Origin of the sequence: Pusillibacter faecalis (assembly GCF_018408705.1) — a bacterium.
In the GTDB taxonomy this organism is placed as follows: Bacteria; Bacillota; Clostridia; order Oscillospirales; family Oscillospiraceae; genus Oscillibacter; species Oscillibacter faecalis.
Map to the genome: position 1 here is coordinate 2,692,547 of NZ_AP023420.1, position 12,870 is coordinate 2,705,416.

The 12,870-nt window shown below is 54.2% G+C and carries 12 protein-coding genes; 9 read left to right on the forward strand and 3 right to left on the reverse strand.

What is annotated here, in order from left to right:
- Positions 1-41: 41 nt before the first annotated feature.
- On the reverse strand, positions 42-794 hold the full coding sequence (locus KJS55_RS13615; RefSeq protein ID WP_187030588.1) for a DeoR/GlpR family DNA-binding transcription regulator: 753 nt from the start codon (positions 792-794) through the stop codon (positions 42-44).
- 235 nt (positions 795-1,029) lie between these two features.
- Between KJS55_RS13615 and KJS55_RS13620 the strand changes: the two genes are divergently transcribed.
- The 7 genes from KJS55_RS13620 to KJS55_RS13650 all read left to right on the forward strand — a co-directional run bounded on the left by KJS55_RS13620 (position 1,030) and on the right by KJS55_RS13650 (position 7,863).
- A complete protein-coding gene (locus KJS55_RS13620) occupies positions 1,030-2,115 on the forward strand; it encodes an ABC transporter substrate-binding protein (protein ID WP_187030591.1) in 1,086 nt (361 codons plus the stop codon).
- Between the two features lie 87 nt (positions 2,116-2,202).
- Positions 2,203-2,994 (forward strand): ABC transporter permease, encoded by a 792-nt coding sequence (locus KJS55_RS13625; protein WP_228300544.1) that lies wholly within the window; start codon positions 2,203-2,205, stop codon positions 2,992-2,994.
- A gap of 7 nt (positions 2,995-3,001) precedes the next feature.
- Entirely contained in the window at positions 3,002-3,787 is a 786-nt protein-coding gene (locus KJS55_RS13630) for an ABC transporter permease (protein ID WP_213543553.1), read from the forward strand.
- A complete protein-coding gene (locus KJS55_RS13635) occupies positions 3,787-4,539 on the forward strand; it encodes an ABC transporter ATP-binding protein (protein WP_187030594.1) in 753 nt (250 codons plus the stop codon). Before KJS55_RS13630 ends, KJS55_RS13635 begins: the two co-directional genes overlap by 1 nt.
- On the forward strand, positions 4,536-5,297 hold the full coding sequence (locus KJS55_RS13640) for an ABC transporter ATP-binding protein (RefSeq protein ID WP_213543554.1): 762 nt from the start codon (positions 4,536-4,538) through the stop codon (positions 5,295-5,297). The genes KJS55_RS13635 and KJS55_RS13640 overlap by 4 nt, the downstream gene beginning before the upstream one ends.
- A gap of 65 nt (positions 5,298-5,362) precedes the next feature.
- Positions 5,363-6,895 (forward strand): sulfatase family protein, encoded by a 1,533-nt coding sequence (locus KJS55_RS13645; RefSeq protein ID WP_187030597.1) that lies wholly within the window; start codon positions 5,363-5,365, stop codon positions 6,893-6,895.
- A 14-nt stretch (positions 6,896-6,909) separates the two neighbouring features.
- Entirely contained in the window at positions 6,910-7,863 is a 954-nt protein-coding gene (locus KJS55_RS13650; protein WP_213543555.1) for an N-acetylglucosamine kinase, read from the forward strand.
- A 91-nt stretch (positions 7,864-7,954) separates the two neighbouring features.
- Here the strand turns inward: KJS55_RS13650 and KJS55_RS13655 are convergent, their stop codons facing one another.
- Both KJS55_RS13655 and ilvD read right to left on the reverse strand, forming a co-directional pair.
- Positions 7,955-9,055, reverse strand: a complete 1,101-nt coding sequence (locus KJS55_RS13655; RefSeq protein ID WP_213543556.1) for a YkvI family membrane protein — start codon at positions 9,053-9,055, stop codon at positions 7,955-7,957.
- Positions 9,056-9,148: 93 nt separating this feature from the next.
- Positions 9,149-10,807: a dihydroxy-acid dehydratase gene (ilvD, locus tag KJS55_RS13660; protein ID WP_228300545.1), complete on the reverse strand. Its 1,659-nt coding sequence runs from the start codon at positions 10,805-10,807 to the stop codon at positions 9,149-9,151.
- Positions 10,808-11,219: 412 nt separating this feature from the next.
- Between ilvD and KJS55_RS13665 the strand changes: the two genes are divergently transcribed.
- Together KJS55_RS13665 and KJS55_RS13670 are read left to right on the forward strand one after the other, a co-directional pair.
- Complete coding sequence (locus tag KJS55_RS13665) at positions 11,220-11,846, forward strand: hypothetical protein (protein ID WP_213543557.1); 627 nt, start codon at positions 11,220-11,222, stop codon at positions 11,844-11,846.
- A 461-nt stretch (positions 11,847-12,307) separates the two neighbouring features.
- Entirely contained in the window at positions 12,308-12,817 is a 510-nt protein-coding gene (locus KJS55_RS13670; protein ID WP_213543558.1) for a hypothetical protein, read from the forward strand.
- Positions 12,818-12,870: the final 53 nt, after the last annotated feature.

The following is a 12,870-nucleotide window of genomic DNA, read 5'->3' on the forward strand; positions in this document are numbered from 1 at the left end:
TCTGGCGCACGCAGGCTATCAGGCACCCAGAAACAAAAATGTTATAGCAGCATGACGCCTGCCTGGGATAGCGCTTTTGCCGTAGCATTGCTCAGACCTCCGTCGCTGACAACAATATCTACCTGGTTGGTTGGAATGCTGCGGGCTGCACGGATGGCATCTACCTTGCTGGAATCCATCAGTACAACCGTTTTGTCCGAGCGCTCAATCAGGGTTTGAAACAGCGCGGCTGCATGAGCGGAACAGCAGACAAAGCCAAAATCCGGCCGATAGGCGTCCGTACCGAGAAAAGAAAAGTCAAAGTGCAGCTTGTTCAGCTCCTCAAACACTTTGAAGCCGCTGGAACGTACAGAATCTGTATTAATCTGCCCGCCGATCATGGTTGCCTCGATATTGGAGTACTTGGACAGCTCCAGGGCAGTTACCAGACCGTCTGTAAAAACCTGCAGGGGAATGTCTGGCAAAACCTTGGTCATCTCCGCGCAGGTGGAACCAGCTGCTATGAATAAGGAGTTATTTGGCCGCAGCAGTTTTACAGCCTTCGCTGCAATCACTCTCTTTTCCTCAATATGCTTTGTGGAGCGTGTATAAAAGTTATCCACAGTCCCAATTGCTGCGGGCAACGACTTGGCTCCGCCGTGGATACGGATAATCTGCAGAGTGGAATCCAGGTATTTCAGGTCCTTTCGAAGCGTAACTTCCGAAACCTCTGGGAAATGCTGTTTTAACTCTGCGAAACTGATCTCGCTTTCGCGTTTTACAAGTTCTACAATTTCCTGCCTGCGTTTTTCCATAAGCTCCCTCCACGATTTTTGTGAATATTAATAAAATAACACAGTGTTTAGGATTTATCAAGCAATAAAATTATTGACTTTGGCCAATCTGTATGCTATAAAAAAGATAGTTTCAAAATGAAATAATTTATTACTAAACAAAATGCATTTGGCGGGTTCGTTTTTCGCCTTTGTCTCACGAATGTCTTCTGGGTGTGGCACACCTGAAAATAAAAATGAAGGAGCGGAAGAAAAAATGAAAAAGCGTGTTCTTGCAATGTTGCTATCCATGGCCATGACGGCCACCCTGCTGGCGGGCTGCGGAAGCTCGTCCGATTCAACAGGAGACACAACGGATGGAGATGGGGCCAAGGAATATGATGTTCTGAGAGTTGCCATGATGCCGTTTGGTGGCAATGTGCCGGCGCAGTATGCCTACGATCAGGGGTATTTTGAAGAGCTGGGGCTTAACGTTGAATTCTACCAGTTTGCAAACGGTGCTGGCATCAATGAGGCGCTTGCTGCCAAGGAAGTCGATGTGGGAGTTTCTGGCCTGGCTATGATCTTTTCTCTGGCCAGCGGCACCTGCAAGATGATCGGTGAGTCCCAGGTGTCTAGTGCGATGGGGGTTTATGTTCGGCCGGACAGCCCGATTCTGGACCATGCAACAGAGGTGGACGGAACCACGATCTATGGCTCTGCTGACACAGTCAAGGGTATCACGGTCTTGGGGCAGACTGGTACATCTTCTCAATACAACCTGGACGGCTGGCTGGGCATGTTTGGTCTGACAGAGGCGGACATTGAGTTTGTCAATGTGGGGCTTGGCACAGACATGACCGCATTTCTCTCTGGCGAGGGAGACGCGATTGCCGCATCCCGTCCCTATACGTTCCAACTGGAGGCCGAGGGCTATGTCAATGCCGGCAACTTTGAGCAGACTACAGATACTGTTCTCACGGATGTGATCGTTGCCCGCAACGAGGTTGTTGAAGAGAGGCGGGAGGAGCTGGTCCTATTTATGCAGGCCTATGAAAAGGCGCTGGAGGAAATTTCCGCTGATGAGGAGCTGCGCTACAACACCTCCATGGATTATTTCAAGAATAACGGCCGCGACTACTCCGAAGAGGATATGAGGAACGAGATGAAGGTCAATGACTACATTACCACCGCATATATGAGCGGGGAGGACTATGTGTTCGGCAACGCTATGGTCAAGATCGGCCAGTTCTATAGCGACTGCGGCCAAATTGAGCCTGAAGCGCTTCCCAATGTCGCTGCATCCTTCGATGCTTCCATCATACAGGAGGCTTTGGGAATCACCTTTGACGTTGCTGGATAACCGGACTCGGCGGCAACCTGTTTCGTCATGGGGCCTCAGGGCCCCATGGCGAGATTTTTTGAAATTTTTTTGATATGGGAGTCAGGCATGAAAAACAATATGCGAAAGAAAGCGGCAGCCAGGAAATACGCGCTTTTGTCGGTGTGCTCTGTGTGCTGTTTTTTGCTGATTTGGCAGTTCAGTACCGACGTCTTCCACTTCTTTGATCCAACCACACTGCCAAGCCCCGTCACAGTGCTGCAGACCTTCTTTGACAAATTTACCAATACCAAGCCGGACGGCGCCACGCTCCAGGTACATACGTTAGAGAGCATGAAGGTCGCACTATCCGGCTACTTCATTGGCGTTGTGATTGGGGTTCCCCTCGGCATTGCCATGGCGTGGTTTAAACCTGTCGATTATTTTGTCACGCCTTTGTTTGATCTGCTGCGTCCGGTGCCCGGTATCGCATGGCTGCCGGTGATGATCGTTCTATTTGGTATTGGGCTTTTGTCTAAGGCAATGGTGATTTTCCTCTCAGCATTTATTGCTTGCGTCATCAACTCTTACTCCGGCATCAAACATACAAAACCCGTTCATCTCTGGGTGGGACAGACCTTTGGGGCCAGCAATCTCCAACTCCTTTTTAAAATTGCCATCCCCACCGCGCTGCCAATGATCTTTACGGGCCTGAAGGTAGCGCTGGGTGCTTCCTGGAATGCCCTGATTGCGGCGGAGCTGCTGGCGGCCACCAAGGGCCTTGGGTTCATGATTAACCAGGCGCGGGGAATTTACCGCCCGGACATTATTCTGGTGGGCATGATCACCGTCGGCATCACTGGAGCGGTTTTGGGCTGGATCATTGAGAGAATCCAGCGTATCTTCATCAAGCAGGAGTGAATGTGCCATGAAGAAAAAGAAATTCAACGCGATCAAATTTGCGGTGGGAACTTTGGCGATTGCCTGCTTTTTGTCAGTGTGGTTTTTTGCCACCAGGGAAGGCACGACACTGGGAAAGCTGATGCCCAATCCCGCAGAGGTGGCGTCCAGGCTCATGGAGGCCACCTATGAGAAAATCGGCCCCATGACGATCTGGGGCCATATGTGGAACAGCATGCGCCGTGTTTTGGTGGGCTTTTGCATCGCATCCGTATCCGGCATTTTACTGGGACTTGCCATGGGCTGGAACCGCACCTGCGAGGCTATCTTTCGTCCAATCTTTGAATTGCTTCGCCCCATTCCCCCGCTGGCGTGGATTTCCCTGGCCATTGTGTGGTTTGGCCTGGGGGAGGGCGGCAAGTATTTTATTATTTTCGTCTCCGGCTTTTCCAATGTTACCATCAATGTCTACACAGGAGCGAAAGCCGTGGACCCAGAGCTGATCGGCGCCGCCAAAATGCTGGGCTGCTCCAACCGGCGTATTTTTACATCCATTGTGCTGCCGTCCTCTGTGCCTTATATTTTTACCGGGCTTCAAATCGCGATTTCCAGCAGCTGGGCTGCGGTGGTGGCCGCCGAGATGGTGCGCTCTACCAACGGCATCGGCTGGCTGATTACTGCTGGGCAGAGCATTGGCGATATGGGGCAGGTGATGGTCGGCATCATCGTGATTGGGGTTGTCGGCTTCCTGTTGGCTACTATCATGAGAGGAGTAGAGTCCAAGCTCTGCGCTTGGAGTCGCGTGCAGGATTGATGAGCTATGTGATTGAATGCGAGCATATTTCCAAAACATTTGACACCCCTACCGGCGAATTTCAGGTCATCAAGGATATCAGCATCCAGGCGATGCAAAATGAGATTCTGGTGCTGTTTGGACCGGGGCAGTGCGGAAAGACGACACTGCTGAAAACCATTGCCGGGATTGAACCTGCCACCTCCGGCACAGTCCGGATCCACGGCAGGGAAAAAACGAAGCCTGGTCCAGAATGTGGGCTGGTGTATCAGACCACGGCGCTGTTTCCCTGGCTGACCACCATGGGCAATGTAGAGTACGGCCCGAAGGTCCGTGGAGTGGCAAAAAAGGAACGGCGGGAACGGGCGAAGCACTACATCGACCTGGTGGGCCTGAACGGCTTTGAGAAGAGTTTTCCGATTCAGCTCTCCGGCGGTATGCGCCAGCGTGTGGGGATTGCCCGCGTATACTGCAACGAGCCGGAGGTCCTCTTGATGGACGAACCCTTTGGGCATCTGGACGCGCAGACCCGATATTTGATGCAGGAAGAGCTGGAGCGTATCTGGCAGGCAGAGAAGCGGACGATTATCTTTGTCACCAATCATATTGAGGAGGCCTTGTACCTGGCGGACCGCGTGCTGGTGATGACCAACTGTCCTGCCACCATTAAGCAGGAATTCAAAATTGACCTTCCGCGGCCCAGGGACTATACGGACCCGGAATTTCTGCGCCTGCGGCAAACCATCACAGCCGTTGTGGACCCTGCGGAATGATAGGAGGTGTCAGAGTGGAAAACGAATACAAGGTTGTGGTCAAGAACCTGACCAAAAAATTTGGAGATCTGCTGGTTTTGGACGATCTCTCCTTTCATGTTCGAAAAAACGAGTTTCTCTGTATCGTGGGACCCACTGGATGCGGAAAGACCACCTTCCTGAACAGCCTGAGCAGGCTGTATGATGTTACGTCTGGGGAAATCCTGATCAATGGGGAGGCCGTTGATCTGAAAAGACACAACATTGCCTATATTTTTCAGGAGTACTCTAACATGCCCTGGCTGACGATTCGCCAGAATGTGGAATTCGGGCTGCGGATTAAACACATGCCTGAGGACTATATCAAGGAACAAACAGAGTATTTTCTGGATATGGTGGGCCTGACCAAATTTCAGGAGTATTATCCTAGGCAGCTCTCGGCCAGCATGCTGCAAAGGGCTTCCATTGCACGTGCATTCGCTGTGCGGCCCGAGGTGCTGCTGATGGACGAGCCCTATGGACAACTGGATGTGGAACTGCGCTTTAAGCTGGAGGATGAGCTGATTCGCCTCTGGAGGGAAGTGGGAACAACTGTGATTTTTATTACCCACAACATTGAAGAGGCAGTCTACCTCAGTGAGAGAATCCTGGTTCTGACGAACAAACCCACAAAAATTAAGGCGGAAATTCCCAACAGCCTGCCAAGGCCCAGGGACATTGCCGCACCTGAATTTGTAGCCCTGCGAAATCAGGTTACGGATTTGATTAAGTGGTGGTAACTGCCTGGATGTACCGCTTTGTTTGTATACAGGACGAAGGCTCTTGAGGATTGGAGTGGAACTTGATGTCTGAAAAGAAAAATATTCTGTTTGTTTTGGCTGATGACTATGGTGCCTGGGCAATGGGCTGCGCCGGAAATCCGGAGGTAAAAACGCCGCATTTGGACCGCCTTGCGGCTCGCGGTGTTCGCTTTGACAACTGTTTTTGCGCGTCTCCCGTCTGCTCTCCGGCCCGGGCTTCCATCATGACAGGGAAGAATCCATCGCAGCATGGCGTCCATGACTGGCTGGCCAAGGGGCATCTGGACAGCGGACGGGCGCTTGGAGAAGAGCTGCAAATGTCCTTTGCGGCTGCAAACGCGCCTTGGTATTATGCCTGGCCCAAAAATCAGCTCAGCGGCGACTATGCCATCCGCTATCTGGATCAGCACCGTACCTTTACTGAGATTCTTGCTGAAAACGGCTATGAATGCGGCTTGAGCGGGAAATGGCATATGGGGGACAGCTTTACGCCGCAGGCTGGTTTTACCTATTGGAAGACAACGGCCATGGGCGGGGAGAATTATTATTATCCCGTAGTACTGGAAGACGGAAAAATGGTTTTAAAAGAAAACCTATATGTCACGGATTGGATTACGGAGCAGTCGTTAAACTTTTTAACACAGCGGAATCAGGAAAAGCCGTTCTATCTTGCTGTAAACTACACGGCGCCGCATTCGCCGTGGTCGGCACGGAATCACCCCAAGGAGTACATTGATCTTTATAAGGACTGTCCTTTTCATTCCACGCCCAACGTACCGCCTCACCCTTGGGCGCCCAACGGCCACAAAACCCTTGCACAGTGGAACAGCGAGCCGCACCCAGGCATCCGTTTCAGCGGAGCCACATACGGCCCAATTCCGGAGACGTGGCAGGAGCACCGGCGGGAAAGCCTCACCGGATATTATGCGGCGATTACCGCAATGGATGCGGCGGTAGGGCGCCTGGTGGACCGGCTGGAGACGGAAGGGCTGCTGGACAACACACTGATCATCTTCTCTGGGGACAACGGCATGAGTATGGGACACCACGGTATCTGGGGCAAGGGGAACGGAACGAACCCTGTGAATATGTACGATTCCGCCGTGAAGGTGCCTGGAATCTTCTCGTTGCCTGGAACAATTTTACAAGGTGTTGTCAATCATGAAATGGTCAGCCACTATGACTTTTATGAGACCATCCTGGACCTTGCAGGCATTGCGTTTGAAAAACCGGATAACATGCCGGGCGTCAGTTTTGCGCCGCTGCTCACAGGCGAAAGAGAGCGCGTTCGGGACAGCGTGGTTGTATTTGACGAATATGGCCCTTGCCGCATGATCCGAACCAAGGAGTGGAAGCTGGTCCTGCGCCTGCCGGATGGGCCGAACGAGCTGTATGATCTGGTGGAAGATCCGGATGAGGAGAACAATCTGATGGGCCATAGGTCCTGCGCTGGAGTCGTTGCCGAGTTAACCGGGGAACTGAAGGCGTGGTTTGAGAAATATGTGGACCCGGCCTTTGACGGTAGTAGGGAACCGGTTTGCGGCAGGGGACAGCTCACCGCACACTCATTTCTCTGAGGAGAGGGAAGCTTATGCGATGTTTTATTGCCATTGATTCCGGAGGAACCAAGACGGACGCGGTCCTATTTGAGGAGACGGGGCATATTCTGGCCAGATCACTGACGCAGGGCTGTAATGCCATGGATATCGGGATTGGTTCAGCGTGTGAAAGCCTCTTGGGTGTTCTGCAGAATTTGGTGGCCCGCATACCAGGAGATGGAACACTGGTGTCCATATATAGCGGCGTGGCCGCCACCGATTATTTCGGCGGTGAGCTGGGACGGTATATCCGGCCCTATTTTCCCGACGTCACAATGCGATTTGAAGATGATGCTGTCAATCTGATCTCCGGGACCCTGGGACACCAGGACGGGTGCTGTATCATCAGCGGAACCGGCTCGTCCCTCTACGCCCGGATTGGAGAAAGGATTGTTCATTTAGGTGGATGGGGCTACCTCATTGATACTGGGGGCAGCGGCTATGCCATTGGACGCGATGCAATTCTGGCGGTTTTCCGTTACTGTGATGGCAGAGCGCCGTATACGCGGCTTTATGACCTGATTCAAGAGCAGATGGGGATGCCGCCGGAGAAAAACATCCCCGGTATTTATGAGGGGGGAAGGCCATACATCGCATCTTTCGCCCGCACGGTATTTCAGGCGCGAAAGGAGGGAGATGCTGCGGCGGAGGAAATTTTCCAAAAGGCCGTACATGCTCTGGCGGAGCTTACATTTGCGGCGGAGAGGCAGTTTGGAGGCCCCTACCAGGGAGTTCTGGGCGGCGGAATTTTTGCCGCATTTCCGGAATATGCAGAGGAGTTGAAGGCGCAGGCATCGCCTATGGCCACCCTAATCCGGGCCACAGTACCGCCAATTCTGGGTGGTGTGATTGAGGCAATGTGGGGACAAGCGGAGTGCTCCGCGAAAGTCCGACAGCGCTTTCTGACCGAATATAAGGCAGATGCCATGCAAAGAGTCAGCGAATGAGAGGACGGCCCGGTGCGGATATCCGCACCGGGCCGCTGTGTTCTCGGTTATTCAGAGTGCATCCCCGCCATTGCCTGTACCGGTCGCGGCTTTACTCGGGCTTTGAGGGCGCGGGCGTTCTCTCATCCTTCTCACGCAAGACTTTGCGGACCACCATGAGAAGAAGCAGAATGCCCGCATAGCCCACTAGGGGATAAAAGACACTGATGAGCTTGGTAAACGGCAGCAGCCCAATGAAAAAGGCTCCCGCAGCTACACCTGCGGCAAAGAGCTGCTGCGTGCGCTTTTCAGAGAAAGAGAAGCGGCTGCATACCGTCCACATCATGGAGGAGCAGGAGGAGAAAATACCAAGAATCAAAATAATGGAAAAGGCGGCGCCCAGGGGGTGGGAGATTTTTTCCGCCAGGTACAGAATTGGAATGGACAGCTCCGCCATGGGCTGGGCGTTGAGCAAAAAAGCGGTGTTCACGATGGCGATGGCGGCCATGAGAACCACAATTCCTACGATCATGCCGTATGTTACATCCTTTTCCCGCTCCGCGCTGACGCCCAGCTGCGTAAAATACGCACCGCCGGAGAGAAAGTTTAGAGAGAGGTATAACAGTGAGCTGATGCCCCAGTGCGGCGATGTCCGCAGGGGAGAGAGCACGGCAGCCTGGCTGGATGCCATGGATAGATCTCCCCAGTCCCGAACAGCCGTGATCACCCCGACAGCCAGGGTGAAGGCGATCACGGCAGGACCGACCTTGGAGATGACAAAGATCAACCGCTCAAACCCAGAGAGGTACGCAGCCAAAACTGCTGCCGCCATCAACAACGACCCTGCGAGGTGGTTCAGACCATAGTATTCCTGCAGGGTGGCTCCCGCACCCGAGATTAAAACCGCCATCAGCAAAAACACAATAACGGCGATCAGACCGGAATAGAACCGGCCTGCCCGATTCCCGCAGAAGTAAAGAAAATGGTTGAAGGGGGAGAGCTCCCGGTTCCGATACCCCGTCTCCACAAAAACAACCCCGAAAAACAGCGTGCCGATGAAATTAAGGCCGATGGCAGTGTAGCTTGCCAGTCCATAACTGGTGAAAAACTGCAGCGTCTCCTGACCTGAGGCAAACCCGGAGCCAATCATCCACGCGATAAAGGCCCCCGCGTATTTGGCAATCCCCCTGGCGGTATATTCCTGGTTCATCATTGGCTCCTTTTTTATACAAGATTCATTTCCTGGGAAAAATGCCCGTGTGGGGTGGAGCAGCACAAGAATGAAAGCCGGAGTACTGAAGCGGCCTCACCAGTTCTGCATGGCTGCGCCCTCGGAGGCTGGCCGGCAGGTGGCTCCATAGAGGGCCAGCACACCGCTTTTGATCTTGGGCTCTGGCTTCTTCCAGCGTTGCTTTCGCTCCGCGATCACATCCTCCGTTACCTCTAGCTGCAAGATACCCTCTGGAATGCTGTATGTAATGATATCGCCGTCCTCCACAAAAGCGATGAGGCCGCCGGCCATGGCCTCCGGTGCCACGTGCCCGATGATGGTGCCATGGTTGAAACCGGAGAAGCGCCCGTCCGTAATCAGGGCAACCGTCTGCTCCATACCTTTGGCGATGAGCCGATCTGTCACCTTCATCAGCTCGTTCATGCCGGGGGAACCCTTGGGACCCTCGTAGCGCAGTACGATTACGTCTCCCGCCTGGATTTCGTCCCGCATCACCGCCTCCGCAGCCAGTTCCTCCTGATCAAAGACCCGCGCCCGTCCAGAGAAGGCACGCATGCTCCCCGGTACGCCAGTGGGGCGGCAGACCGCGCCCTCTTCCGCCAAATTTCCCCGGAGAATCCGTATGCCGGCAATATCGCTGAAGGGGGCTTGCAGGGGATGAATGATACTGTCGTCTGGGACTTGGACTCCAGTGAGATACTCGCCCCAGGTATTTCCAAGCAGTGTTGTTTCCCCGGTATATAGTTCCGTCTCCAGGCGCTTCATCACGGCGGGCACACCGCCGGCACGATCAAGGTCAATCACGGTGTGACGGCCGCTGGGCACCACGCCCACCAGACATTTGATTCTCCGGGCGATGCGGTCGAAGTCATCCAACGTGAGTCCCAGCCCCAGCTCCTGGCTGTACGCCAGCAGGTGGAGCACTGCGTTGGTGGAGCCGGCTATGGCCAGATCCAGCATCACTGTATTGAAAAGAACCTCCCGGCTCATTAAATCTTCCGGGCATATGCCGCGCCGGACCTGCTCTACGATAAAGCGACCGGCCCGGACGCAGCTTCGCAGCTTTAAATTGTCTGCAGCTGGGATGGTGGAAGTTCCCGGAAGAACCAGGTTCAGCGCCTCGCCCAGAATCTGCATGGTGCATGCCGTACCCATGGATGGACAGGCTCCGAAAGAGGGACAGACATGCTCCTGTACGATGTCGAGAAGCTCCGAGTCTCCCCGGATGGCGGCCACATCCACATCGGCCTGCACCAGGGCTTGCCCGCAGTAGCTTCCTGCCCCCATGATGCCGCCGGTGACAACGATACAGGGGATATGAACCCGCAGAGCCGCCAGATATGCCCCGGCGATCACATTGTCGCAGGAGGCCAGAATCACCAGTCCATCCAGCTTGTGGACGCGGACAACAGCCTCAATGGACATGGCGACAATATCCCGCAAGACCAGTTCATAGCGCAGCCCGTCGGAGCCGGTGGCGATGTTTCCGCAGGTGGCGGGAACGCCGAACTCCATCGGCATCCCCCCATTCATCCAGATGCCCTTTTTGACAGACTCCGCCAGACTCCGCAGATGTCCGGTGCCCGGGGAACCCTCAAAGAACGTATTTGCGATACCGATGTGGGGCTTTTTGACAATGTCCTCTTGTTCATGGCCTGCCGCAAGATACATGATTCTCCGGTTGGCCGCGTGGGTACCCTCCCAGTAGCTGCGCTCTTTTTTCATGTTGTACATGGTCCTGCACTCCTTTGCTCCAGTGTTAGGGCTAGGCCTCCAGCTTTATTTTAGCAAGAGCGGTATGGAAAATGAAAGAAATGGTATTGTATGCAGCCTATTCTGAATGAGAATGATCTGGCTTGTGCGGTGCCTTTTTGCCAACTGCCGTTTGAAAAGCGGCTGCGGCAGAGCGTGTGTTCCTGCTTTTTGGAATGGATGGTATTCAGAAGATGAATACAGAGACTGGCAGAGGGCGGTATGAGAACAATTTGGAAGGTGTCCTGGGTAAGCGTTTCAGAATGATCTGTATTTTCTGCAGATGATCTTCCCAAACAGCTTGCATACATGCTATCATAGATGCGAAAGGCCGCTGGTTCCCGCCTTCGGCGGCACGATCTGCACTGCTATGAAAAAAGAAAGGAGAAATTATATGGCGATAGAGACTGGGTTTGATATTCCTGCCATTGAGATCAGTACGTTTGAACTGACCTTGGTGGGAGACTCTCCGCTGATTGTCCACGCGTGGAGCGAGAAAGCGAAAAAAGAGATTCTGGACATGCAGATGAAGGTGGCGAAGACCAAGGTTCGATCCATCCGCAACCCTGCCGCTGATTTTATTGACAGCCTCTATTGGCTGACAAAAAAACCGGCAGAGCCTACCATGGAGGCATTCTACCAGGCAGTGGCGGAAGGGGCGGAGTTTGGCTTTCCCTCTGTTGCGTTCAAGGCGGCGGCTGTCTCTGCCGGCTTCCGGACCGGTGTGACGAAAAACAAGACCATTCCCAACTCTGCCTTCCATATCAATGGTGACATGGTGAGAATCCACGGCACGCCTGAAATTCGGGAGGACATGGTCCGGGTGGGCATGGGTGCTGCGGACCTCCGCTACCGGGGAGAATTCAAGGAGTGGTCCGTGATTCTGCCCATCCGCTTCAATACGGCCGTGTTCACCCATGAACAGATCATCAACCTTTTTAATTTGGGTGGCTTTGCCTGCGGAATCGGTGAATGGCGCCCGGAGCGCGGCGGCTCTTTTGGAATGTATCACGTTGTCTGATCGAAATTGTCCCTCAGCACGGCAGGCGGGGGGCGATGGGCTAGGACGGCGGGACGATTTCTCACGGCAGGGCTGGAGCAAGGCAGGCATGGCTGGGCAAGCGGGGCAAGTTGTGGCTGCGTGTGGCTGTGCGGGGCCAGGCAAGGCCGGGTGGGGCATGGCAGGCATGGTTAGGTAAGTCGAGGTTCGTTTGTGCGAGGTACGGCATGGTTTGCTGGGGCAAGGCTGCGTGAGGTTTCATTGGCATGGTTTGTTTTGGCGGGGCGGGTTCGAGTGAGGCGCGGCAGGCGGGGTACGGTTCACCGGGGTACGGCGGAATGGGGTACGGTGTGGCATGGCGGGACACGGTTGGGCTCCATGAGGTGGATTGCAAGAGACGTGGCGCAAAGAGAAAGGGCCTGCCCAGGCGTGGGCGGCACGGCTAGATAAATGGGGCTGAAACAGAAAGAGAGGCGAGATGCATGGTATATGAGTGGAAAATTCCCAAGTATTCCCTGCCCGCCCAATCGGCGGGAGAAGAGTTGGAGCGCATTGAGCGCAAGCACGGCAGGATCACTCCGGGCAACGTGCTGGAGGAAAGCCGCCCCACGGGGGCGGTCCTCCACAGCCTGTTTGAGTGGAACGACTCTGCTGCTGCGGAAAAATTTCGTCTGGAGCAGGCCAGGGAGGTCATTGGCAACATTGCGGTGGTCCGCATGATAGAGGGGCGCCCCACAGAACCGGTTCGCGCCTTTGTGAATATTGTTCCTGCCGACCGGGAGCGCGGCTACTCCTCCATTGTAAAAGTGCTCTCTAACCGGGAGTACGCACACCAGCTGCTGGAGACCGCCCTGGCGGAGTTTCAGGCCCTGCGGAACAAGTATGCGATACTGGTGGAGCTAGCGGAGCTGTTTGATGTGATTGATGAACTCCAGACAAAATATTCTAATGAGCCAGCTTTCCCGCCAGTTAGGAATCGCCAACAGCCATGACCCGATGAGCCCCGGAAAGTGCCAAATCCTGCGCTTGACCGGAACCGGTATGA